The following is a 23,434-nucleotide window of genomic DNA, read 5'->3' on the forward strand; positions in this document are numbered from 1 at the left end:
AGGACAATGAAAAAGATGACAAAAAAGAAAAAGCTTTTCCGAAAAGTGACGGCACTTGCCGCTGTCATTGCGCTTGGCGCATCGCTTGCCGGCTGCGGCTCTTCCGGAGAAGAGACGACACAGCGCTATTCCTGGCCGCTGGCAACGGCGAGCCCGGAGGACACGGTAACGCAGATCTTCGCTGAGAAGTTCGCGGAAGAGATTTCGGAGCTGAGCGATGGAAGGATGAAAATTCAGGTTTACGCAAACTCAACGCTCGGCGGCGACCGCGATCTGCTGGAAACGTGTGCCGACGGCGATATTCCGTTTGTCGTACAGAATACGGCACCGCAGGTTTCCTTTATGGGTGATCTTGCCGTGTTTGATCTGCCGTGTGTGTTTGATTCTCTCGATGAATGCCGTGAGAAGATCGATAATCCGGAGTTTTACGAGCTGATCAGCAACGTTTATACGGAGGGAGGCTATCACCTGCTCGGTATGGCAGATCAGGGATTTCGTGTCATGAGTACGAATAAGCCGGTTTACAGCTTTTCGGATTTCAAGGGTCAGAAGATCCGTACCATGGAGAACAGCTACCATCTGGCATTCTGGAAAGCCATCGGTGCCAACCCGACGCCGATGAGCTTCAGTGAGGTTTACATCGGCCTGCAGCAGCACACGATTGATGCACAGGAGAACCCGTATGAGGTCATCGTTTCGAATAATCTGTATGAGCAGCAGGATTACGTAGTGGAGACGAACCATCTGCCGCATCTGATTTCCCTGATCGTCAACGATGATTTCTTCCAGGATCTGCCTGCAGACGAGCAGGAGATCATGACCGAGGCCGCAAAGATTGCGACCGAGTACGCAAGAGAGCAGTCCGATGCCCGTATTGTCGACAAGATCGCGAAAATCGAGGAGAGCGGAACGAAGATTCTGACACTCGATGACCAGACAAGAGCTGACATCCGCGAGGCATCCCAGAGCGTGTATGAGTCGATCAAAGAGAATATTGATCCGGCGATTTACAATGCGTATATGGATGGAATTGAGTAAGAAAAGAAAATGAAATTCCCGGCTGCGGGGCACTGAAAAACAGTGTTTCGCGGCCGGATTTTTTTACACAAAATTTGCCTTGCACGGTCGAAACTGTAAGACTATAATGGGTTCAGATGGTTTTTCTAAATTTATGGGAGGCAAAAAAATGATTTTTAAACACATGGACCGGATTGTATTTGCAGGGGATTCCGTAACGGATATGGAGAGTGCACAGCCGGTGGGGGAAGGTTTATTTGAAAATGTCGGAAAGAGCTACGTCAGAATTGTTGAGAACATGCTGTCTGCATTTTACCCGGAGGTATACATTCGTGTGACAAACTCCGGTATCAGTGGAAACACAAGCCGCGATCTGCTGCAGCGGTTTGACCGCGACGTTGTTTCCCTGAACCCGGACTGGGTTTCTATTTGCATCGGTATCAACGATGTCTGGAGACAGTTCGACAGCCCGGCTATGCCGGATGTCCAGGTATCTCCGGAGGAGTACCGTTCTAACGTCGAACAGATGATTCTCTCCGTAAAAGATAACGTAAAAGGTGTTTTTCTCATGACCCCATATTATATGGAGCCAAATGCAGAGGACTGGATGAGAAAACGTATGGATACGTATGGGGCAATCTGCCGTGAGCTGGCCGAAAAATATGGCTGCTGTTTTATCGATCTGCAGGCTGTTTTTAATGATTACTTCCAATACCGTCATTCTTCCTACATTGCATGGGATCGGATTCACCCGAACCAGATCGGTGCAACCGTGATTGCGCGGGCGTTTTTGGAGAAATGCGGATTTGACTACAATCACAGACCGGGAGAGGAATAAAAACTAATATAAATACCATAACAAAAGCAGAAATTTGCGTTTTCGCGAGACGTGCAGATTTCTGCTTTTGTAACCCACTAAGCGATATCATAATTAACCAGAGCTTGTCGGAATGGAAAGTTGTCGGAAGGATAGAAACTCGCACCACTGGTGCGAGAAATTAGTTGGAACAATAATATTATCATTATGGAAAAATGCGAGGATAACTTGCAGCGGGAATTTTATATTCGAATGACAAAAAGATATGGCTGGACGAAAAGAGTTTTAGCTAATTCTGTCTGAAAACAGCGGACAGAGTCGAAAAAAGAGAAAAAGAATCGGTAAAATTTTGCTTAAATTACCAAAAATAATTGCTGTTTTGGGACAGTTATGGTATATTATGACTATACATACATTTATGTGGCGCTACATGGGGACATAAGAGTGAGACATAAAAGAAAGGTAACTATTCAGAACCCCATCTCGATTCCGCTTGCGCTGCATCTCGATGTTGCTTCTCGCCATATGAAATTCCAGAAAACCGCGCATTCATGCAAGCATGATTCACGATTTTCTTCTCTTTCGCATGGCGCTGAATAGTTACAAATAAAGAATAGAACAGGAGAAAAAAAGATATGTATCTGGAAGAGTATAAGAGATGGCTGGCAGCTGATCTGGAAGACGCAGATCTGAACCCGGAGCTGGCACGGATTGAAGGAAACGATGAGGAGATCAAGGACCGTTTTGCTGTATCTCTGAAATTCGGAACCGCAGGACTTCGTGGTGTACTTGGCGCAGGAACAAACCGTATGAATATCTATGTAGTACGTCAGGCAACACAGGGCCTTGCAAACTGGGTAAAAACACAGGGCGGAAACCAGACCGTAGCCATCAGCTATGACAGCCGTATTAAGAGCGATGTATTCGCAAAAACAGCAGCAGGCGTTCTGGCAGCAAACGGAATCAAAGTCAGAATTTACGACGCACTGATGCCGGTACCGGCACTTTCCTTTGCAACCCGTTATTACAACTGCAACGCAGGTATCATGGTAACTGCATCCCACAACCCGGCAAAATACAACGGCTACAAAGCCTACGGCCCGGACGGATGCCAGATGACCGATGATGCTGCAGCAATCGTATACGCAGAGATTCAGAAAACCGATATCCTGACCGGCGTAAAATATATGCCGTTTGCACAGGGAGTAGAAGAGGGACTGATCCGTTTCGTCGGCGATGACTGCAAGAATGCACTGTACGAAGCCATCGAATCCCGTCAGGTTCGTCCAGGTCTCTGCAAGACCGCTGGACTGAAACTCGTTTACAGCCCGCTGAACGGATCTGGTCTTGTACCGGTTACCCGTGTATTAAAAGACATCGGCATCACCGATATCACGATCGTTCCGGAGCAGGAGTACCCGAACGGATACTTCACCACCTGCAGCTATCCGAACCCGGAAATCTTTGCAGCACTGGAAAAAGGCCTGGATCTTGCAAAAGAGACCGGCGCAGATCTGATGCTGGCAACCGACCCGGATGCAGACCGTGTTGGTATCGCCATGAAATGCCCGGATGGAAGTTATGAGCTGGTAACCGGAAACGAAGTCGGCGTTCTGCTTCTCGACTACATCTGCGCAGGCCGCATCGAGAAAGGTACCATGCCGGAGAAACCGGTTGCTGTCAAATCCATCGTATCCACACCGCTGGCAGATGCTGTTGCAGAGCACTACGGCGTGGAACTCCGCAGCGTTCTGACCGGATTCAAATGGATCGGCGATCAGATTGCAAACCTGGAGGCAGACGGCGAAGTAGACCGCTTCATCTTCGGATTCGAGGAGAGCTACGGATACCTGGCTGGCCCGTATGTAAGAGATAAAGACGCAGTCATCGGCTCCATGCTGATCTGCGAGATGGCAGCTTACTACAGAAGCATCGGAAGCTCTCTGAAACAGAGACTGGAAGAGATCTATGCTGAGTACGGCCGCTACCTGAACAAAGTAGACAGCTTTGAATTCCCGGGTCTGAGCGGCATGGACAAGATGGCAGGCATCATGGATGGCCTCAGAAAAGAGCCGCTGACCGAGATCGCAGGTTCCGCTGTTGTCAAAGTAACCGATTACGAGAAACCAGAAGAGACCGGACTCCCATCCGCAAACGTTCTGATCTACAAACTGGCAAACGGTGAAACCGTCATCGTCCGCCCGTCCGGAACAGAGCCGAAGATCAAAGTATACTACACAACACTTGGTAAGGATCTGGCAGAGGCAGAAGCAGAGAAAGAAAAACTCGCAGAGGCTTTAAAACCGATTCTGGCATAAAGAAAATAAAAAAGAATAGAAGGGCGTGGCTTCGGCTGCGCCCTTTTTCGAACCTGAATTTTTTTTCGAAAAGTGTAAGATTTTCTGCAGAACAGCGTGATGATAGATGAAAGGGGGAAGTTCCATATGGAAGATGAAAGAATTGTCCTGCTGTATTGGGACAGAGATGAAGCCGCGATCAGCGAATCCTCGATGAAATATGGTGCATACTGTACATCTATTGCACAGAATATTCTGAAGAATCCGGCGGATGCAGAAGAATGCGTCAATGACACCTGGCTTCACGCGTGGAACGCCATGCCGCCGCACCGGCCGTCTCTGTTATCGACATTTCTTGGAAAGATAACAAGAAATCTTTCTTTTGATCTGTATAGAAAAATGCATCGCGGAAAACGCGGAGGAAGTCAGGTTGATGCGGTGTTGGACGAGTTGGAAGAATGCGTTTCGGGGAAAGATAATATTGAGCGGCAGTGGGAGATGAAAGAACTGGTAGCGGAAATCAATCAGTTTCTGCAGAAGCTGCCGGAGGAGAAACGATGCATGTTTGTCCTGCGGTACTGGTATGTGGACAGTATCGGCGAAATCGCGGGGCGTCTGGGCAGAAGCGAAAACTATGTTTCAGTTACGCTGAACCGGATCCGTGGGAAACTGCACACACACTTGACGGAAAGGGGGTTCGAAGTATGAAGAAAGAAGAACTGTTTGAAACACTGAGTGACCTGGATCCTGCTATGGTGAAAAAGGCGCGGGACTATCAGCGTTCCCAAGGGGCTGCATGGAAAAAATGGACGGCCGCGGCAGCCTGCGCGGTGATCATCGGCGGAGCTGTGCTGGGGGTTACGACATGGAGAAATGGACAGGAGAGTTCGGCAGTCCGTTACCCGTCGGGGCTAAAGACGGTTATGGCAGCTTATCCGGCATCTGTGGCGCAGACGATGGATGCACAGGAATTTATGGAAAGTGATGCGCACTGGGACTGGTGGAATTCCTACAGGGAACTGACGACAAAATCAGCGGAACTGCAGTCGGGAATGGATGCGTATTATCAGAAACTGATGGAACAGATGCTGGTTTCCGATAATGAAAATACCGTCTGCTCGCCGATCAATCTGTATATTGCGTTTGCGATGCTGGCAGAAACTTCAGATGGAAATACACGGCAACAGATTCTCGACATGCTTGGTGCTCAGGATATGGATACGTTGCGGGAAAATGTTTCTTCGCTCTGGGAAAGTAATTATGCAGATACGCCTGCGCTGAAAAGTGTGCTGGCAAATTCGCTGTGGCTGGATGGTGAGGAAACATACAATGACACAACGCTGCAGCGGCTGGCGGAACAGTACTATGCATCGACATTCAGAGGAATGCCTGGATCGGAAGAGATGAATCAGGCATTGCGGACGTGGACGGATGATAATACCGGCGGACTTTTGAAGGAATATACGAAAGACATGGCGATCGCCCCGGAAACGGTATTTGAACTGGTATCAACCATCTATTATAAGGCGATGTGGAGGGAAAATTTCTGGGAAGTAGATACAGAGAAGGAAACCTTCCACGGAGCTGCGGGAGATACCACTGTGGACATGATGAAAAAAACGGAATGGATGGATGTCTACCAGGGCGAACATTTCCGTGCAGCCAGCCTTAGCCTTCAGGACAGCGGCTCCATGTATTTCCTGCTTCCGGATGAAAATACCGATGTCAATGAACTGGTATCATCGCCGGATCTGATGAAGGTTATACGGCGGGATGAAAGCAGTGATAACTGGTATTCCCCTATGGTGAACCTGTCTGTTCCTAAATTTAAAGTATCGGAAAAAACAGACCTGATCGAAACGGTGCGCGCACTAGGTGTAACGGATGCGCTGGATACGGATCTGGCAGATTTCAGTCCATTAACAGGGGACAAAGAGAATTTATACCTGAGCAAAGCAGATCATGCCGCCACGCTTGAAATCGACGAAAACGGAGTAACCGGAGCAGCGTATACAGAACTCGGCATTTCAGAAACCGCAGCAGAAATACCGGACGACGAAATCGACTTCGTACTGGATCGTCCATTCCTGTTTCTTGTCACGGGGCAGGACGGATCGATTCTGTTTTCGGGAGTTGTGAGAAATATTGCAGAGACATGAAAAAAAGGAGTCGGACTGTCCGGCTCCTGTGTCTGAGACACGTTACAGTATCTCTTTTGTGCTTATTTTTGCTCTGCGTTCCTTTGTCGGAGCAGAAAAACAGACAAAATCAGTACAGCAGGGAAAATGCAGCCGGCCAGCATACCTGCCTTCAGATCGTCGCCGGTGTTTTGTGTGACAAATCCAATAACAAATGGGCCAATGGAACCACCCATATCTCCGGCCATGGCGAGAAGTGCGAACAGTGCAGTTCCGCCGAGTGGAATTTTAGAGGATGAAATACTGATGGTTCCCGGCCACATAATTCCTACGGAGAAACCACACACAACGCAGCCTATAAGATTTAAAAGAGGATATGGTGCGAGAGCTGCAGCCAGATAACAGATCAGGCAAAGTGTACCGGATGCGATCATAAATTTTGTTAAGTCAATTTTTTCCCCGTATTTACCATAGAAGGTTCTGCTGATGCCCATCATCACAGCAAACAGGCACGGTCCTGCAATGTCTCCAATGCTTTTTGAGAGACCTAATGCAGACTCGGCATAAGCGGAAGCCCATTGCGCCATCGAAATCTCGCTTGCTCCGGCGCAGACCATAAGAACAAGGGAAATCCAGAAAATGGGAAGACGGCACAGCTGACGAATGGTAAGTCCTTCTTCGCTTCCGGTCAGTGATTCAATCGGGCAGGAAAGAAAATTAAACGTATTGTACAGTGGAAGTACAGCCCAGATACATGCGAGGATCGGCCAGCGTTCCATACCAAAAACTGCCAAAAAAGCAGTGGAGAGTAAGATGACGCCTACAGACCCCCAGCAGTAAAAGGAATGAAGCAGACTCATAACGCTGTCCTTATTGTCAAACGGACAAGCTTCTACGATTGGGCTGACAAGAACCTCAATCAGTCCGCTTCCGGCGGCATAGATCATGGCACTGAGCAAAATTCCTGCATAGGCATTTGGCAGAATATTGGGCAGAAAGGCAAGTCCAATCAGGCCGCATGCGGAAAGAATCTCAGAAGCAACGACACACCTGCGATAACCGATTTTATCGACATATCTGGCACAGAACAAATCGACAAGAAGTTGTGTGAAAAAGAATATTGTCGAGATAAACGCAATTTTTCCAAGAGAAATATGGTAAGTTCTGTGAAAGGTAAGAAATAGTAAAGGTGCAAAATTTGCAGAAATTGCCTGCGTGATAAATCCAAGATAACAGGCAATTAAGGTTTTGTGGTAGTTCTTTTTCATAGTGATATACTCCGTTTTTTAAAATGGCAGAACTGCTGCGGCCGTAGTGTTCGTTTCGTTGCCGTTCACCGTGTTCCATGGAGCGACAACGATTCTTTTTGTATAATAACGTAAAATAGTGTCGCTTTCACTGGAATATATCGTCTGTTTATTGTATAATATCGTAAAATAGAGAGGGGCGTGCCTGAAAAACGGAGGCGGGGAAAGATGGAATTTAATACATTTTATAACAAGATCCAAACGGATGAAAGCATGATGGAAACGATACAGCATGGAAACAGTGAGTATCCGTTTCAATTGTATTACGACGATCTTGCGTTGTTTGATTTTCATTGTGTAGAATGGCACTGGCATGTGGAGTTTGAGTTTGTTTTTGTACAGGAGGGAACAGCAACCTTCTGGGTTGGCGAAAAGCAGTTTTCACTGGGACAGGGAACGGGCATTTTTATTAACTCAAAGATTTTGCATCGCTATTTTTCTGAAGGCCATGCGATTGTGCCAAATTTCGTTCTGAAACCGACATTTCTCGCTCCGGCAGACAGCCTGATTTACAAAAAATACATTGCACCGATACAGGCGTGTAAGGTGGACTGCATTGTCTTTTGCAGGGAAATAAAATGGCAGGCAGAAGCACTGGAGCTCATGCAGAAAATTCTCAAAGCGCAGGAATCAGACAAAGACCGGGAACTGGTTACTTTATTTCTGACGCAGGAATTGTGGCACTTGCTTTATTTGCACATGGATTCGGAAGTGCTGCAGAAAAAAAGAGAAAATACGGCATCCTCACAGGGAAGAACACAGCTGATGATGCAATATATTCATCAAAATTTCCGACAGAATCTTACCTTGGAGGATATTGCCGGGCAGGCTATGGTGAGCAAGAGTACGGCATTGAATCTTTTCCGAAGATATCTTCACGATACGCCGGTGCATTATCTGGTGAAGTATCGTCTGCAGGAGGCTGCAAAGCTTCTGGCCACGACGGAGAAAAAGATAACTGTAATTTCCGGCGAGACGGGATTTGAAAATATGGATTATTTTTGCAAGACATTTAAGAAATATTATGGAAGGACACCAACGGAATATCGAAGAAAAAAACAAATGAATACGGATGACAGAGAATGGATTGTTCAAGATGTAGTGTAAGAGGAAACGGAAAAATTACATTCTGAAAAAGGAGCGGAATCTGGTGTGGGTTCTGCTCCTTTTTAAATGGAGAATTATGGAATATACTTATTCGGCACAACCAAAAACTCTTCTACATATTGCTCCAGTGCCGCAAGCAGCTCTTCAAGCGGAAAGACCTTCAGATCCTGCGCAGCTTCCGGCGGGACGGAGAGGAAGTGATGGAGGAGGTCAAGTACCTGTTGGACGTTCTCATACTGAATTTCTGTGATTCCAGGGTTCGTGACGTTAGGATTGAGATCGAGCGGGATGCAATAGCGGTTGACAAGATATGTATTCATTCGTGTATAGTCCCCGTAATAATACTCCTCCGTGAGATATCTGGAAAAAGGAATGGATGTCCGCGATTTTTTGATATAAACCGTTGCAATCTCATCTCTCATATCTGTAATTTCCCCATCCGCATTATAAAATTCCACAATCTGCGGAATGAAATCCTTAAAAAATTTCCGGTCAATATAAAGATGAAAATAATATCCCAGTGCGCTCGAATCTGGCAGAAGTGAACGGTATTTCGCTGTAAACTGTGTAAGATCCGGGAATACCATCATTTTTTCGCGGTAAAGCGGATCGCGGAAATGGGAGGATTCTTTCTGCTGCGTCGCATCCGGCAGAAGATTTCCGATCAGAAAATCATTTACCGATGAAATCGGATATGGAAAATCCGGGTGGGACGGGAGGTGCTTTAACAGCATTTGGGCTGCGGTAAGATGTAAAATAAAACCTGGCATGGGAATGAAGGTGTCCTTTCGTATTTGCTTCTAATCTAAACAAAATGGCAGCGTTTGTCAAATTCTATTTGAGTGGCGTAAATTCTAAAAAAAACATAAACACCGGCAGATTTCTTGACATAGAAATTTGCCGGTGTTATTATTTAACACGCGTAAATAAATAACACTGTTAAGCATTTGCGGCAAAAGGAGGGGGAAAACATGAAAGATGCATTTGAAAAACTGTTTCGTGCGGTGCACCAGTTTAAAAAACTGAACGTATCAGACCTGATTCCGGGACTCAGCAGTTCCGAATTTTCCGTTATGGGTGCGATTTTGCAAATGGGAGAAAACGGAAAAATTACAAGCTCAGAGCTGGCGGCGAAGACCAAAACACTTCCGCCGGCTGTGTCGCGCACACTGCGCGGATTGGAGGAAAAAGGATATGTAGAGCGGAGCGTTGACAAAAAAGACCGCAGGAATACATATATCAGTCTGACAGAGAAGGGCTGGAAAAAGGGGGAAGAGGTACGGGACAGAATGCAGGACTTTGGCTGCTCTGTGATGTCACAGTTAAAGGAAGAGGATATAGATCAGCTGGTTGCTTATCTGGATCGTATCTATGAGATCGCAGAAAAAGAAATTGACACCCGAAAACGACAGAATTAGTGTGCCGGCAAGCTGGTACACAAAAAAAGACAGAAAGGGGAAAAAATGAGTAAGATTTTCAAGAACATGATCCCGTACTGGAAATCGATTCTCGTGATTCTTGTGCTTCTGTTTGTCCAGGCGTGGTGCGACCTGTCGCTCCCGTCGTACACATCTGATATCATCGATGTGGGCATTCAGAACAGCGGTGTTGAGCACGTTACACCGAAACGAATCACAGAGGAAGAATTTCAGACGGCCGAGTTTATCATGACGGATGATGAGGTGGATTTATGGGAAAGCCTCTATACGAAAAAGGACGGCTATTATGAACGGAACAAAGCTTCTGAAAAAGAACTTGATGAAGCAGACGATACACTGACCGTTGCACTGCTGATGAATTACCAGATGGGTGCGATGGAGGAGGATACCTTTAAACAACTCATGGCACAGCAGACCGGTCAGGATGCGTCGGTGTTTGAAAACATGACGATTGAGCAGATCGGCGAGATGATGCATGTGGAGCTGAAGAGCTTCCAGCAGGAAAAAGAGGATGACGATGGAAACAAAGTCAAAGTCACCTGTGTGGATGTCCGTCCAATCTTTGCAGCGATGCTCGAGAGCGGACAGATGGATAAAGACACCGTGCTCTCGATGCGCGACAGCATGGAAAAAACGCTTGATACGATGGGAAGCTCCCTGGTAAAATCGATGGGCATTGCGTATGCAGTTTCCGCAGACAAAGCGGCGGGCCTCGATGTAGACCAGATTCAGAAAACGTACCTTCTGACCGCAGGCCTCAAGATGGTCGGCATGGCACTCCTGATGGGTGTGGTAACTGTTCTCGTCGGACTGTTTGCCTCCCGCGTCGGCGCCGGAATCGGCCGCGATCTGCGCGAAAAAGTATTCAAACGGGTTGTCGGATTCTCCAATGCGGAGATGGATCAGTTCTCCACCGCATCGCTGATTACCCGAAGCACGAACGATATCCAGCAGATCCAGATGGTCTCCGTCATGGTGCTGCGAATGATTGCCTACGCTCCGATCCTTGGCATCGGCGGTGTGCTGAAAGTCATGAAAACGGGAGCCGGTATGGAATGGATCATTGTTCTTGCGATCATCGTCATTCTCGGCTACGTGATGCTGCTTGTCTCCCTTGCGATGCCGAAATTCAAGCTGATGCAGAAACTGGTCGACAACATCAACCTCGTATCGCGTGAAATCCTGACCGGACTCTCTGTCATCCGTGCGTTCGGAAGAGAGGACAAAGAGGAAGAGCGCTTCGACGGTGCGAATAAGGAACTGACCAAAACAACCCTGTTCACCAACCGCGTCATGACCTTTATGATGCCTGGTATGATGATGATTATGAACGTGCTGACCGTCGGAATCGTATGGGTCGGTGCACATAAAATCGATGCCGGCACGATGCAGGTCGGTGCAATGACTGCATTTATTACCTACGCCATGATGATCGTCATGTCTTTCCTGATGCTGACAATGATGTCAATCATGCTGCCGCGTGCCGCTGTTGCCGCCGGCCGTATCGATGAAGTCATTCAGACAGAATCCTCCATTCAGGATGTCAAAAATCCGGAGCAGCTGGAGGTTCACAACGGAGTTGTCCGCTTCGATCACGTCAACTTCCGTTATCCGGGCGCCGAGGAGGATGTGCTGCATGACATCGACTTCGTTGCCGAGCCTGGCAAGACGACGGCGATCATCGGAAGCACCGGCTGCGGTAAATCGACGCTGGTCAACCTGATCCCACGTCTCTATGATGTGACGGGCGGAAAGATTACGCTCGACGGAAAAGATATTCGAAACATTACGATGAAGGATCTGCGCGATGAGATCGGTTTCGTGCCGCAGAAAGGTGTGCTGTTCTCGGGAACGATCGCATCCAACCTGCGCTTCGGAAAAGACGATGCGACGGATGCGGAGATCGAAAAGGCAGCCGCAATTGCGCAGGCAACCGAGTTTATCGAGGCAAAAGATGACAAATACGAAACCGCGATTGCACAGGGCGGAACGAACGTATCCGGCGGACAGAAACAGCGTCTGGCGATTGCGCGTGCGATTGCAAAAGACCCGAAAATCTTTATTTTCGACGACAGTTTTTCTGCACTTGACCTGAAAACGGATGCGGCGCTTCGAAAAGCACTGGCGGAGAATGTCAAAGACAGCACCGTGATCATCGTGGCACAGCGGATCAGCACGATTCTCCATGCGGAGCAGATTCTGGTGCTCGATGACGGAAAAGTAGTCGGAAAAGGTACGCATGAGGAACTGCTGAGAAGCTGCGAGGTTTACCAGGAGATTGCGAAATCCCAGCTGTCAGAGAAAGAGCTTGGACTGAAGGAAAGTGAGGTGGCTGACCATGAGTAATGAAATGAACCAGCAGCCGCGCAAAAGAGGACCGATGGGACGGATGGGCCGCGGCATGCAGCCGGGCGAGAAGCCGAAAGATCTGAAAAAATCGATCAAACAGCTCGCCCAGTACATCGGAAAATATAAAATTGCGATTTTTATCGTTATGATCTGTGCCGCATGCTCAACGGTGTTCAACGTTGCCGGACCAAAGATTCTCGGAAAAGCTACGACCGTACTGTCCGAGGGACTGATGGAAAAGATCCGGGGCACAGGAAGCATTGATTTTGCAAGAATCGGAACGATTCTGCTGTTTGTACTTGGCCTGTATCTGATGAGCGCCCTGTTCAGCTTCATCCAGGGATGGATCATGACGGGCGTGACGCAGAAGGTGTGCTATCAGCTTCGAAAAGAGATTTCGGAAAAGATCAACCGTATGCCGATGAAATATTTTGAGAGCCGCACATACGGTGAAGTGCTCTCACGCATCACAAACGATGTCGATACGCTTGGCCAGGGACTGAACCAGAGTATCACGACGATCATCACCTCGGTGGCAACGCTCATCGGTGTTCTGATCATGATGCTGAGTATCTCCCCATTGATGACGCTGATCGCGCTTGTGATCCTGCCGATTTCAATGGGACTCATCGGACTCGTGACAAAGAAATCACAGAAATTCTTCCGTGCCCAGCAGGAATACTTAGGCCACATCAACGGTCAGGTTGAGGAGGTTTACGGCGGCCATCTCGTCATCAAGGCATTCAACCGCGAGAAGGATACGATCGAAGAGTTTGAAAAAACCAACAATATTCTTTACGATTCCGCATGGAAATCCCAGTTTTTATCCGGTATGATGCAGCCGATTATGACGTTTGTCGGAAATTTAGGCTACGCCTGCGTGGCATTGACCGGCGGACTTCTGGCGATCAAAAACGTGATCACGATCGGTGATATCCAGGCATTTATCCAGTATGTGAAAAACTTTACCCAGCCGATCCAGCAGATTGCGCAGGTTATCAACATGGTACAGTCGATGTCGGCGGCATCCGAGCGTGTCTTTGAATTCCTGAACGAAGAGGAAGAGGATCAGACCACGGAAAATCCGGCGGACATTGAGACGGTAACAGGAGCAGTAACCTTTGACCATGTACAGTTCGGATACAATCCGGATCAGATCATCATCCATGATTTCTGTGCGAAGGTAAAACCGGGTCAGAAAATTGCCATTGTCGGCCCGACTGGAGCAGGAAAAACGACAATGGTTAAGCTGCTGATGCGTTATTATGATGTAAACAGCGGAGCCATTCTTCTGGATGACCACAATATCAGGGATTTCAACCGCAGAGAGCTTCGCGATGCCTTTGGTATGGTGCTGCAGGATACGTGGCTGTTCAAGGGCAGTATCATGGAAAATATCCGCTACGGCCGGCTCGATGCCACGGATGAGGAGGTTATTGCAGCGGCGAAGGCTGCGCGGGCACACCATTTCATTCAGACCCTGCCGGGCGGCTACCAGATGGAGCTGAATGAGGATGCAAGCAATGTATCCCAGGGACAGAAACAGCTTCTGACGATCGCAAGAGCAATTCTTGCAGACAATAAGATCCTGATTCTCGATGAGGCGACCTCATCCGTTGATACCAGAACAGAGATCGAGATCCAGAAAGCAATGGATAACCTGATGAAGGGTAGAACAAGCTTTGTCATTGCCCATCGGCTGTCCACGATTCGTGATGCGGATCTGATTCTTGTCATGAAGGACGGAGATATCATCGAGCAGGGCAACCATGAAGAACTGCTTGCGAAGAATGGGTTCTATGCAAACCTTTACAATTCGCAGTTTGAGGATATAGTTGCGTAACAGCCTTTGCGGGCGATATAAATTTATTGTAACAACACCTGAGTTGGCAAAACGGTTCAGGTGTTGTTTTTTTTCGAGGGAAAATCTCGTTACATTTTCCCGTCAGGCAAAAAAGCTCTCAGAGCAGAATGATCTGATGTTTGTCCCAGATCATTCATGTTATCCCAGGTTACTTGAGAGAAAAGAAAAAATTTGGTATGCTATTGAGAAGTAGAATCTTCGATAAGAAGCACGGGGGAAAATAATGAATTTAATTTTATGTGATGATGATAAAGTGTTTTTAAATAAACTGGAAATCAGAATTCGAGGTTTATGTCAGAAACATAAGATTGCAGTGAAAATGGAGTGCTACGTATCTGCGAAGGAGATGCTGGAAGGAATCAAAAATCTTGATGAGATTTCTGTTTTTTTTATTGATATCGATATGCCGGAAGTGAATGGATTTGAGGTTGCATCGTATCTGAAAAAGTGGAACAGAGAATGTTGTATTGTGTTTGTATCGAATAAGGATGATCTGGTGTTTCAGTCATTGGTGTATCATCCATTCTTTTTTATCCGCAAGGCACATCTGGATGAGGAACTGGAGCCGCAGTTGCTGGAACTGCAGAAAAAGGCAGGAAAGAAAGTTCCCCAAATAGAACTGCAGACAGGGCGTCAGAGTGTAAAACTTGCATTGCGTGATATCTGGTTTGTGGAGAGCGAGAAGAACTATCTGCTTTTCTATCGGGAAAAAGATACGAGGGATGAGGCGATTCGTGTAAGAATGAAAATGTCAGAAGCGGAGAAAAAACTAGAAGCGCATAAATTTGTAAGGACACATAAAGGATATTTGGTTAACATGAACTATGTATATCGGTTGCGCGAAAAAGAACTTCTGCTATTGAACGGGAAAAGCATTCCTGTCAGCAGAAATTATCTGAATCAGGTTCGAATGAAAATTATGGGAGTGGTGATGGAATGAGTGCAACATTTTGGAAGGTTTTTGAACTTGCAATTTCTGTTTGGGAAAACATACTTTTGTTGGAATTCTGCATGGATTTTATGCAGCAGAAACCCAAAGGGAAAAAAGGTAAAATTTTGTGGGGAATTGCAGTGCTATTTGGGCTAATCTTTCCTGCGTTGGAAAAGTATCCTGCGTTATATGACAGGTGGGAAATGTGGATCACATTGATTTGGCTTTTTGTCTATTTGATGGTGGGTACACAGGGAAGTGTTCTGAGAAAGGTTACTGCAGCGGTAGTTGCGAGAGCAGTATTGATGATGGTAAACACAGCGATCCTTTTCGGCGGCAGTTTTATCCTTCAAGAAAGTGTTGCATCGTTTATTCAAGATCAGGATACAGTAAGAATTGCGATCATGCTATTATCAAAAATTTCTTATTTTTTTGTTGGTAAATTACTAAATAGTCTTTTGTTTGAACGAGAGAATCTGATAAGCTGGCAATGGATTGTCATGGGATGCAACCTTGTTTTCTCAATTATTGCGGGAAATACTATTATTTTGGTAGTAAGAGATCTGCCAAGTGTGCAGATGCAGGAACAGAAATGGATTTTGCTGTGCGTATGCTGTATCTGGCTGATGTGCCTGATTATGTACTTTATAGTACAGCAAATGAGCAAGGATAATCAAACAAAGCTAGAATATGAACTGATGAAAGAAAAAGAGAAATATTCAAAGGAAAGTATGGAAATTATTAAGAGAAGTAATGAAGAATTACGAGAATTTAAACATGATTTGAAAAATTATCTTTTACCTCTGCAAGAGGCAATGGAGACCATGCCGCAGTCGGAAATGGTAAAGGTATGGGAAAAAATTAATCAGAAAATTGAAGATGTGCAGACACTAATTCAGACAGGAAACAGTTATGTGGATTCTATGATTAATACAAAAATTACTCTTGCGAGAAGTGAAAAAGTAGATGTGAAGTGTACGATTCTGAGCAAAATGGAAGGAATTGATGATTTGGAATTTTGCTCTGTGTTTGGAAATCTCATGGATAATGCGATTGAAGCAGAGCGGAAAGTTACAGAGAAGAAAGAAATTATAATTTTTGTAGAGGAAAAAATGGGATATCTTCGGTTGGAGATTCAAAACAAAATAGAAAAATCTGTTTTAAATGAAAATTCAAGTTTGAATACGACGAAGAAAGATACAAGCAGCCACGGGATTGGGCACAAAAGTGTAAAACGGACGATGCAAAAGGTAGGTGGCGCGTTAAAGTATTATGAGACAGGAGATTTGTTTTGCGCAGAGGCAGTATTTCCGATAAAATAAGATAAAACGTAATAAAAAAGACTTTATTTGTATGAAGGAAGCAAAAAGAATGCGGATTTCAAAGAACAAAGTTTTATTTTTTGCTATCTGTACTGATTATCCCAGATAGAGCATGATATCCCAGATCCGTTGACGATGGAGAAAAATTTCGCTATGCTTCGAGTAACAGAAGAGAAAGAACGAAATTTTGAAAAGAGGGGATATATGGGAAAGAAAGTATTGGGAATTATGGTAATATTACTGTTCTTTACAGGTTGTCAGAATATGGGAAATGAGTCAGAAAATTTGCAGCAGGTAGAAAAACAGGAAAATGGAGAAGAACGGAATAGTTCTATCAGCAATGATGAAACGGAAACAAATGTGACACCTGAAAATGATCAGGAATTAAGCAATGGTGAGCACATCCGTTTTCAGCTTGGCAGTCAGGCCAAAATTGATGCGATTGTTGACATGCCGGACAAAAAATGGAATGAGTTTGAAAAATGTGTGATAGAAGTGGATGGATTTCAAGGAGAAAGTGTGTTCAATAAAATACTTGGGAAAATTCCGGAAAGTGGATTGGAAACAAGAAAAGGAGACACAGGAGAGCCGGACGTTTGTTATTCGTATGAGGGAATACTTGGCGAACAATTAAAAAATCAAAATGGAACGGTGTCTGTCAGCAATATATTAGGAGTGGAAACGGAAGAAGGAAAAAAAGTTTATTATAATTTGCCTGTTGAATATATTACATCAGCCTATGGTGAAGGGATTTTGGTCAGAGACAATGAGCAGGAAATTTCATTGGAAGACGAAGAAAAGCTGATAGAGGAAGGAAAAGAGTTTGTTAGATGGATTGGAGACTGGGAAAAAGTTGAATTGACCAGTAAATACAGTTTTTCGTATGAACAGATGGAAAAACAGCAGGAATTAATGGAACAGGCAATCGAGAATGGAGAATTGCTAAAGCCTCAGAAGATTCAGAAATATGAGTGGTCAAAAGCAGATGATTGTTTCCTGTTGTTTTTTCAGGGTTATCTGAATGGGGTTCCTGTATTATGCAATGAAATTAACCGGCAGGATGATCTTTATATTCCGTCATCTAAAATACAGGCTGTTATAACGGAGGGCGGAATTCAATATCTTCAAGCAGTTAATCACTATGCTATTCGGGAAAAGGAACCGGTATCTCTTGCGGAAAAAGATATTATTTTGGAAACGCTGAGAAATAAGTATGATTTGGCAATTGCAGAGCCGATTACGCTGAATCAGATGAAACTGATTTATTACCCGATGACAACGGGAAGAAATGAAACAGGGCATTGGATGTGTGATATGATTCCTGCGTGGCAGTTTCGATTTATAGAAGATGAGATCGAACAGTATGTTTACATCAATGCACTGGATGGACGGGAAATTGCAGGGTGAGTTTGTCTGAGATTTACGAGTTACTCAAAGAATAAATTGTTTTGCGGAAGATGTGACTCCGGGCTAAGCGGGTCACATCTTTTTAAAAGACGAAGAGGATAAGAGATTGTTGCGGAAGGACAAGAAGGTGATCTTTCATGAATTTTTTTCGAATGATAAAAATGGATTTTAAAAGAATGTTTTTATCAGGAAAATTTTATTTTGCCATCGCAGGTGCGATGCTGGTTACCGTGTTAAACATCAGTCAGGAAGCAATGCAGAGCCGGTGGAATGCATCGGTATATTACCTGGTTGTCAGCAGTCATGGTGTGGGGGCATTTTTTGAAGTGTTTTCTGTGCTGGCTGTGCTGCCGTTTGCGCTGAGCTATTGGGAAGACAGCAGAAATGGCTATCTTAGATGCATTGAGACACGCATAGGGAGAACAGCATATTGCTGGTCGCATCTGGTGGTTGCCTTTTTCGGTTCTGTGATCAGTATTTTTCTGGGAATGGCAGTTGTTTATGGCGTTTTGGCATTAAAAATACCGTGGATAAAAAAAGAAGAGCTTGAAACATTAACAGGCAGTTTAAGCTATGGAAATGGACTCGTTCTGCCGTTTTACCTTGCCGCAAGATTTGGAGTTGAGGCTGTCAAGTATGCATTTATGGCAGTTTTTGCGCTTATGATATCGGGAAAAATAAAAAATCTGTTTGTGCTGGTCAGCACACCGGCTCTTTTTTATTATGCAAGCCAGCTTGTAGCAGAAGCGCTGCAGCTGCCGGGCCAGATGAGATGGTACCAGCTCCATGGGGGAAGTATCCGGAATTTTAAGGATTTTTTTGTGATAGCTGGTTATTTCCTTATTCTGACAGGAATGGAAGGTGTAATTTTCGTGCGAGTGGTAAAGAGGAGGGCGCAGAATGGATAGAATACGGATGAGCCTTCGGGTATGTCAGATACGTTTGCGGAAAACATTCACAACACCACGGTTTTATGTTGCGCTGTTGTGGATTGCGATCCTTTTTCATGTAATGACGGTGGGTATTCGAGGCTTCTGCGAGCAGACCGGAGTTGATGTGACTTTTTGGATGCTGCCGTTTATGACCAGATATAATGGAGACCAGATTATCATTGTTCTTGGGGCTCTGCTGCTTTTCTGTGATGCTCCGTTTCTGGAACCGAACAGCGGGTGGCAGATTTTGCGGGCCGGGCGGAAAAGCTGGTTTTGGGGAAACATGCTGTACATTGTGGTTGTTTCCTTTTTTTACACCATATGCTTAAGTATGATTCCGGTACTGCTTGTGTTTCCGAATGTAGGGTGGGAAACCGGATGGGGGAAGGTGATCAGTACGCTGGCTCAGACGAATGCGGCATATACCTTTGACCAGGAACCGTTGGATTATCTGATCCTTTCGAGATTTTCGCCGCAGGAGGCAATGGGACTCACAATGCTTGCGATCTGGTGCCTGTCGGTTATGACAGGCGTTGTGAGTTATGCCGGAAATTTTCTGGTACACAGGGGATTTGGAATCGTCATCAACTGCGGCATCGCACTCACTGCGCTTCTGCTCAGCAAATTTTCCAGCATCACAATCGGCTATTACTGCGCGCCGCCGCTTTGGATGAATATTGCGAGCTACAAGTGGCAGGGATATGGAAACGGGCCGTCGATGGCATATGTTTACAGTGTCTTTGCGATTGTCATCGGCGCATGCACGATCCTTTCGTATCTCGGGATCCGGAAAAAGGATCTGAACTTTGTGGAGGAAATCTGAAAGAATGGAAGAAAAGATAAGAATAGAAAACGTGACAAAAAAGTTTGGCAGCTACGCGGCGTTGGACGGGATCAGCCTGAGCTTCGAAAAAGGAAAAATTCACGGAATGATCGGAAGAAACGGAAGTGGGAAGACGGTACTGTTCAAATGCATCTGCGGATTTCTCCGGGTGGACGATGGAGCGGTTTTTGTGGATGGAAAACAGATTGGGAAAGAGATCGAAGCGCCGGAGAGTATTGGCGCCATCATCGAGACACCGGGCTTTCTTCCGGGCTACAGTGCCAGACAGAATCTGCAGTTTCTCGCCGGCATCCGCAGGAAGATCGGAAAAAAGGAGATCGATGCGGCCATCCGAAAAGTCGGACTGGATCCGGAAGCGAAAAAGCATGTCGGCAAGTATTCGCTCGGCATGCGCCAGCGTCTCGGTATTGCACAGGCGATTATGGAGGAACCTTCCCTTCTGATTCTGGATGAACCGATGAACGGTCTCGACAACCAGGGCGTGCAGGAGATGCGGCAGCTGTTTTTGAAACTGAAAGACGAAGGAAAAACCATTCTTCTTGCCAGCCACAACCGGGAAGACATTGCAGCACTGTGCGATACGACGGTGGAGATTGACAGAGGAAAGATTGTAGGCTGACGGAAAAAAGTTGCTCGTTTTTGGTGAATCTCATTGTCTTCCGGTGAAGCAGAGAATATAATAAAAACACAGAGAAGATCGAATCTTACGCTATTTGGTGTAGGATGGAGACAGGGAAAACAAAAAAAGATTACGAAAACGAGGACATGAACAATGGCAGACAGACACACAACAGAAAAATTGCTGGAGGGCGAACGCCTTTCCGGAAAGGTGACACTCTTTGCAAAAGTAACGATTTTACCGGGTGATGAGCTTCCGTATCATGAGCATCATGGGGAGACAGAAGCGTATCACATCCTGTCCGGTGCGGGTATGTATCAGGATAACGACAAAACCTACCCGGTGCAGGCGGGCATGACGACGTTCTGCGAGGACGGCAGCGGCCATGCGGTTTCCTGCGCAGGGGAAGAACCGCTCGTGTTTCTGGCGATGATTCAGAAAAAAGTAGAATAAGCAGGTACGGATATGAGCAGAAAGAAAAAGCCCAGAATGGAATACCGCTATTACGAAGTGCCGGAAAAATGCCCGGTGCTGGTGCTGCAGGGAGAAAAATGGTTGCAGAATTATGGGTACCAGATTGATTATCTGCATTTTCATAACCTGATGGAGATCGGTTTCTGCTATTACGGTGAGGGAACGATTGTTTTGGAAGATGAGGAACTGCCGTATCATGGCGGTATGTTTACGGTGGTGCCGAAAAACTTTCCGCATACAACAAACTCAAAAGAAAACAGTGTATGTTCCTGGGCATGGGTGTTTGTGGATGTGGAAGGATTTATTACAGAGCTGTATAAGGGCAATATGCGCATGGCACAAAAGCTGATTGCGCGTATTAACCAGAAGGCCCATTTTGTGAAAAATGAGGAAAGGCCGGAGGTCGCGGAGATGATCAAACTGATCATTAAATGCATGGGTGAAAAACGGGAATTTTATCTCGAGGAAGTGAAAGGACTGACCAGAGCGCTTCTGATGCAGATTGCCAGATGGAATGAAAGGGACGAGGAGCAGGAAAAGAATTCTATTGTAGATGATGCCAGTATCGCTCTGATTCTGCCTGCGCTGGATTATATTGGAGAAAATTATAAAGAGATTCTTCGAATTGAGGAGCTGGCAGAGGTATGTCATATCAGCGAAACACATCTGCGCCGTATTTTTCAGGAATCCATGCGGATGACGCCGGTTGAGTACATTAACTGGGTCCGGATCCGGGCGGCATGTAAGGAACTGCGGAAAACAAATATTTCTGTAAATGAGATTGCAATGCGAAGCGGATTCACAACAATTTCTACATTTAACCGTAATTTCCGCCGGATTCTTGGTGTATCTCCACAGCAGTGGCGAAGTGCACCGGAACATTATGAACGAAAATTGTTGAATTTTGATATAAAAACACAGGAAGGATGGTGATGTCCGTCAAAATGCATATAAATGGTTGAAAATGCATAGTATAGAGTTAAAAATGCGCACAAACGACGGGAAAATATGTTATACTTTGTACATGTTGAGGGAATAAAAACATAAAAAATGTACAAAACAACCAAAAAATTTCTGCGCTGTAAAAAGTGCGGAGGTTCCGGTTGTAAAATAACATCTTAAGGAGGATGTGCAATATGAAAAGAAAAATTGTATCAATCGTAATGGCATCAGCAATGGTATTTGGACTGGCTGCATGTGGTTCCAGCGGAGGAACTACAACAAGTTCCAGCAACGGCGGAAACGATGCATCAGCAGCAAGTGAAACCACTGCAAAATCAGAGAGCAGCGACGTAGTAGAGGGCAGCTCTGATGATGACAACACCTTAACCGTATGGACCTGGGACCCGAACTTCAACGTTTACGCGATCAAGAAAGCAGCTGAAATTTATGCACAGGATCACGAAGGATTCAAAGTAGAAGTCAGCGAAGTACAGTCCGACGACATTGAAACCCGTCTGACCACAGCAGTTTCCGCAGGAGACTTAAGCACTCTGCCGGATATCTTCCTGATGCAGGATAACTCCTTCCAGAAATATGCAACCAACTATCCGGACATCTTCACCGATCTGACCGATTCCGGAATTGATTTCAGCGAATTCTCATCCGCAAAAGTTGCTTACTCTACTCTGGATGGGAAGAACTACGGAATTCCGTTCGACAATGGTGCCGTTATCGAGTGCCTGCGTACTGATATGCTGGAGCAGGCAGGCTTCACCGTAGATGATTTCACAGATATCACCTGGAATGACTTTATGGAGAAAGCAAAAGTTGTCAAAGAGAAAACAGGCCAGCCGATCCTGACATCTCAGGCCGGATCTCCGGACCTTGTTATGGAAATGCTGCAGTCCTGCGGTGAGTCCCTTTTCAACGAAGATGGATCTGTCAACATCGTAGACAACAAAGCACTGAAACCAATCCTTGAGATTTACAGCCAGATGGTAAAAGATGGCACTCTTGTAGAGGTTACTGACTGGGATCAGTACATCGCATCCATCAACAACGGAACTACAGCAGGCGTTATCAACGGATGCTGGATCATGGCTTCCATCACAGCAAATGAAGATCAGTCCGGCAAATGGGCAATCACCAATATGCCGAAACTGGACGGCGTTGACGGAGCAACCAACTACTCCAACAACGGTGGTTCTTCCTGGGCAATTTCTTCCAACTGCAAAAAACAGGATCTTGCCATTGACTTTATGAAATCTACCTTCGCAGGCAGCACAGCTCTTTACGATGATATCATCGCAAAAGGCGCTCTGGCAACCTGGGCACCGGCAGGAGATTCCGAAGCATATGCACAGCCAGTTGCATTCTTCAGCGATGACCCGGTTTACGCAAAGATCGTTGATTTCGCAACCAAGACTCCATCCAACATCACTGGAGCATTCTACTACGATGCACGTGATGCTGTCGGAACCGCACTTTCCAATATCATCCAGACAGGAGCAGATATGGACAGCGAACTTCAGACCGCACAGGAAACTGTAGAGTTCAACATGGGTGGCTGATATCCTGCAATACATAAAAAAGTAGGACGATAAGAAACGGGTCTGCTTCCTGGACAG

The 23,434-nt window shown here is 45.9% G+C and carries 21 protein-coding genes; 19 read left to right on the top strand and 2 right to left on the bottom strand.

What is annotated here, in order from left to right; translation table 11 throughout:
* Positions 1 to 6 precede the first annotated feature (6 nt).
* The 6 genes from DW915_RS10990 to DW915_RS11015 all read left to right on the top strand — a co-directional run bounded on the left by DW915_RS10990 (position 7) and on the right by DW915_RS11015 (position 6,290).
* Positions 7 to 1,038: a TRAP transporter substrate-binding protein gene (locus DW915_RS10990; RefSeq protein ID WP_242998349.1), complete on the top strand. Its 1,032-nt coding sequence runs from the start codon at positions 7 to 9 to the stop codon at positions 1,036 to 1,038.
* Between the two features lie 148 nt (positions 1,039 to 1,186).
* Positions 1,187 to 1,855 carry an SGNH/GDSL hydrolase family protein gene (locus tag DW915_RS10995; protein WP_055218948.1) on the top strand — a complete coding sequence of 223 codons (669 nt, stop codon included), beginning with the start codon at positions 1,187 to 1,189 and terminating at the stop codon, positions 1,853 to 1,855.
* Between the two features lie 150 nt (positions 1,856 to 2,005).
* Positions 2,006 to 2,137 (top strand): DUF1016 N-terminal domain-containing protein, encoded by a 132-nt coding sequence (locus tag DW915_RS16465; RefSeq protein ID WP_279220269.1) that lies wholly within the window; start codon positions 2,006 to 2,008, stop codon positions 2,135 to 2,137.
* Between the two features lie 332 nt (positions 2,138 to 2,469).
* Positions 2,470 to 4,152 (top strand): phospho-sugar mutase, encoded by a 1,683-nt coding sequence (locus DW915_RS11005; protein ID WP_055218946.1) that lies wholly within the window; start codon positions 2,470 to 2,472, stop codon positions 4,150 to 4,152.
* A 126-nt stretch (positions 4,153 to 4,278) separates the two neighbouring features.
* The gene (locus DW915_RS11010; protein ID WP_055267808.1) at positions 4,279 to 4,839 is read left to right on the top strand and encodes an RNA polymerase sigma factor; all 561 of its coding nucleotides are present in this window, start codon (positions 4,279 to 4,281) and stop codon (positions 4,837 to 4,839) included.
* Positions 4,836 to 6,290: a serpin family protein gene (locus tag DW915_RS11015; RefSeq protein ID WP_118742133.1), complete on the top strand. Its 1,455-nt coding sequence runs from the start codon at positions 4,836 to 4,838 to the stop codon at positions 6,288 to 6,290. The genes DW915_RS11010 and DW915_RS11015 overlap by 4 nt, the downstream gene beginning before the upstream one ends.
* 62 nt (positions 6,291 to 6,352) lie before the next feature.
* Here the strand turns inward: DW915_RS11015 and DW915_RS11020 are convergent, their stop codons facing one another.
* A complete protein-coding gene (locus tag DW915_RS11020; protein WP_022461454.1) occupies positions 6,353 to 7,537 on the bottom strand; it encodes an MFS transporter in 1,185 nt (394 codons plus the stop codon).
* A gap of 207 nt (positions 7,538 to 7,744) precedes the next feature.
* Here DW915_RS11020 and DW915_RS11025 point away from each other — a divergent pair, with 207 nt between their 5' ends.
* Positions 7,745 to 8,683 carry an AraC family transcriptional regulator gene (locus DW915_RS11025; protein WP_118742134.1) on the top strand — a complete coding sequence of 313 codons (939 nt, stop codon included), beginning with the start codon at positions 7,745 to 7,747 and terminating at the stop codon, positions 8,681 to 8,683.
* 74 nt (positions 8,684 to 8,757) lie between these two features.
* Here DW915_RS11025 and DW915_RS11030 read toward each other — a convergent pair whose 3' ends face one another.
* The gene (locus DW915_RS11030; RefSeq protein ID WP_118742135.1) at positions 8,758 to 9,453 is read right to left on the bottom strand and encodes a hypothetical protein; all 696 of its coding nucleotides are present in this window, start codon (positions 9,451 to 9,453) and stop codon (positions 8,758 to 8,760) included.
* 201 nt (positions 9,454 to 9,654) lie between these two features.
* Between DW915_RS11030 and DW915_RS11035 the strand changes: the two genes are divergently transcribed.
* From DW915_RS11035 to DW915_RS11090, 12 genes are all read left to right on the top strand, one after another.
* The gene (locus DW915_RS11035; RefSeq protein WP_022461451.1) at positions 9,655 to 10,101 is read left to right on the top strand and encodes a MarR family winged helix-turn-helix transcriptional regulator; all 447 of its coding nucleotides are present in this window, start codon (positions 9,655 to 9,657) and stop codon (positions 10,099 to 10,101) included.
* Between the two features lie 45 nt (positions 10,102 to 10,146).
* A complete protein-coding gene (locus tag DW915_RS11040) occupies positions 10,147 to 12,468 on the top strand; it encodes an ABC transporter ATP-binding protein (RefSeq protein WP_117761865.1) in 2,322 nt (773 codons plus the stop codon).
* Positions 12,461 to 14,314 carry an ABC transporter ATP-binding protein gene (locus tag DW915_RS11045; RefSeq protein ID WP_118742136.1) on the top strand — a complete coding sequence of 618 codons (1,854 nt, stop codon included), beginning with the start codon at positions 12,461 to 12,463 and terminating at the stop codon, positions 14,312 to 14,314. The genes DW915_RS11040 and DW915_RS11045 overlap by 8 nt, the downstream gene beginning before the upstream one ends.
* 244 nt (positions 14,315 to 14,558) lie before the next feature.
* Positions 14,559 to 15,275, top strand: a complete 717-nt coding sequence (locus DW915_RS11050) for a LytR/AlgR family response regulator transcription factor (protein WP_022461302.1) — start codon at positions 14,559 to 14,561, stop codon at positions 15,273 to 15,275.
* Positions 15,272 to 16,588, top strand: a complete 1,317-nt coding sequence (locus tag DW915_RS11055; protein ID WP_022461301.1) for a GHKL domain-containing protein — start codon at positions 15,272 to 15,274, stop codon at positions 16,586 to 16,588. The genes DW915_RS11050 and DW915_RS11055 overlap by 4 nt, the downstream gene beginning before the upstream one ends.
* A gap of 204 nt (positions 16,589 to 16,792) precedes the next feature.
* Positions 16,793 to 17,995 carry a hypothetical protein gene (locus DW915_RS11060; RefSeq protein ID WP_022461300.1) on the top strand — a complete coding sequence of 401 codons (1,203 nt, stop codon included), beginning with the start codon at positions 16,793 to 16,795 and terminating at the stop codon, positions 17,993 to 17,995.
* 137 nt (positions 17,996 to 18,132) lie between these two features.
* On the top strand, positions 18,133 to 18,903 hold the full coding sequence (locus tag DW915_RS11065) for a hypothetical protein (RefSeq protein ID WP_022461299.1): 771 nt from the start codon (positions 18,133 to 18,135) through the stop codon (positions 18,901 to 18,903).
* The gene (locus DW915_RS11070; RefSeq protein WP_055226291.1) at positions 18,896 to 19,750 is read left to right on the top strand and encodes a hypothetical protein; all 855 of its coding nucleotides are present in this window, start codon (positions 18,896 to 18,898) and stop codon (positions 19,748 to 19,750) included. The genes DW915_RS11065 and DW915_RS11070 overlap by 8 nt, the downstream gene beginning before the upstream one ends.
* Positions 19,751 to 19,754: 4 nt before the next feature.
* Entirely contained in the window at positions 19,755 to 20,390 is a 636-nt protein-coding gene (locus DW915_RS11075; RefSeq protein WP_022461297.1) for an ABC transporter ATP-binding protein, read from the top strand.
* A 153-nt stretch (positions 20,391 to 20,543) separates the two neighbouring features.
* Positions 20,544 to 20,843, top strand: coding sequence for a cupin domain-containing protein (locus tag DW915_RS11080; protein ID WP_022461296.1), 300 nt, complete (start codon positions 20,544 to 20,546; stop codon positions 20,841 to 20,843).
* A gap of 12 nt (positions 20,844 to 20,855) precedes the next feature.
* A complete protein-coding gene (locus tag DW915_RS11085) occupies positions 20,856 to 21,797 on the top strand; it encodes an AraC family transcriptional regulator (RefSeq protein WP_022461295.1) in 942 nt (313 codons plus the stop codon).
* A 203-nt stretch (positions 21,798 to 22,000) separates the two neighbouring features.
* Entirely contained in the window at positions 22,001 to 23,377 is a 1,377-nt protein-coding gene (locus DW915_RS11090; protein ID WP_022461294.1) for an ABC transporter substrate-binding protein, read from the top strand.
* The last annotated feature ends 57 nt before the right edge of the window (positions 23,378 to 23,434 follow it).

The organism is Blautia sp. AM42-2 (assembly GCF_003480245.1).
Classification (GTDB): domain Bacteria; phylum Bacillota; class Clostridia; order Lachnospirales; family Lachnospiraceae; genus Fusicatenibacter; species Fusicatenibacter saccharivorans.

What these genes read in the sequence shown, in the direction of transcription:
- DW915_RS10990 (WP_242998349.1), top strand. Translation starts at nt 7, where the DNA reads ATGAAAAAGATGACAAAAAAGAAAAAGCTTTTCCGAAAAGTGACGGCA.
- DW915_RS10995 (WP_055218948.1), top strand. Translation starts at nt 1,187, where the DNA reads ATGATTTTTAAACACATGGACCGGATTGTATTTGCAGGGGATTCCGTA.
- DW915_RS11005 (WP_055218946.1), top strand. Translation starts at nt 2,470, where the DNA reads ATGTATCTGGAAGAGTATAAGAGATGGCTGGCAGCTGATCTGGAAGAC.
- DW915_RS11010 (WP_055267808.1), top strand. Translation starts at nt 4,279, where the DNA reads ATGGAAGATGAAAGAATTGTCCTGCTGTATTGGGACAGAGATGAAGCC.
- DW915_RS11015 (WP_118742133.1), top strand. Translation starts at nt 4,836, where the DNA reads ATGAAGAAAGAAGAACTGTTTGAAACACTGAGTGACCTGGATCCTGCT.
- DW915_RS11020 (WP_022461454.1), bottom strand. Translation starts at nt 7,537, where the DNA reads ATGAAAAAGAACTACCACAAAACCTTAATTGCCTGTTATCTTGGATTT.
- DW915_RS11025 (WP_118742134.1), top strand. Translation starts at nt 7,745, where the DNA reads ATGGAATTTAATACATTTTATAACAAGATCCAAACGGATGAAAGCATG.
- DW915_RS11030 (WP_118742135.1), bottom strand. Translation starts at nt 9,453, where the DNA reads ATGCCAGGTTTTATTTTACATCTTACCGCAGCCCAAATGCTGTTAAAG.
- DW915_RS11035 (WP_022461451.1), top strand. Translation starts at nt 9,655, where the DNA reads ATGAAAGATGCATTTGAAAAACTGTTTCGTGCGGTGCACCAGTTTAAA.
- DW915_RS11040 (WP_117761865.1), top strand. Translation starts at nt 10,147, where the DNA reads ATGAGTAAGATTTTCAAGAACATGATCCCGTACTGGAAATCGATTCTC.
- DW915_RS11045 (WP_118742136.1), top strand. Translation starts at nt 12,461, where the DNA reads ATGAGTAATGAAATGAACCAGCAGCCGCGCAAAAGAGGACCGATGGGA.
- DW915_RS11050 (WP_022461302.1), top strand. Translation starts at nt 14,559, where the DNA reads ATGAATTTAATTTTATGTGATGATGATAAAGTGTTTTTAAATAAACTG.
- DW915_RS11055 (WP_022461301.1), top strand. Translation starts at nt 15,272, where the DNA reads ATGAGTGCAACATTTTGGAAGGTTTTTGAACTTGCAATTTCTGTTTGG.
- DW915_RS11060 (WP_022461300.1), top strand. Translation starts at nt 16,793, where the DNA reads ATGGGAAAGAAAGTATTGGGAATTATGGTAATATTACTGTTCTTTACA.
- DW915_RS11065 (WP_022461299.1), top strand. Translation starts at nt 18,133, where the DNA reads ATGAATTTTTTTCGAATGATAAAAATGGATTTTAAAAGAATGTTTTTA.
- DW915_RS11070 (WP_055226291.1), top strand. Translation starts at nt 18,896, where the DNA reads ATGGATAGAATACGGATGAGCCTTCGGGTATGTCAGATACGTTTGCGG.
- DW915_RS11075 (WP_022461297.1), top strand. Translation starts at nt 19,755, where the DNA reads ATGGAAGAAAAGATAAGAATAGAAAACGTGACAAAAAAGTTTGGCAGC.
- DW915_RS11080 (WP_022461296.1), top strand. Translation starts at nt 20,544, where the DNA reads ATGGCAGACAGACACACAACAGAAAAATTGCTGGAGGGCGAACGCCTT.
- DW915_RS11085 (WP_022461295.1), top strand. Translation starts at nt 20,856, where the DNA reads ATGAGCAGAAAGAAAAAGCCCAGAATGGAATACCGCTATTACGAAGTG.
- DW915_RS11090 (WP_022461294.1), top strand. Translation starts at nt 22,001, where the DNA reads ATGAAAAGAAAAATTGTATCAATCGTAATGGCATCAGCAATGGTATTT.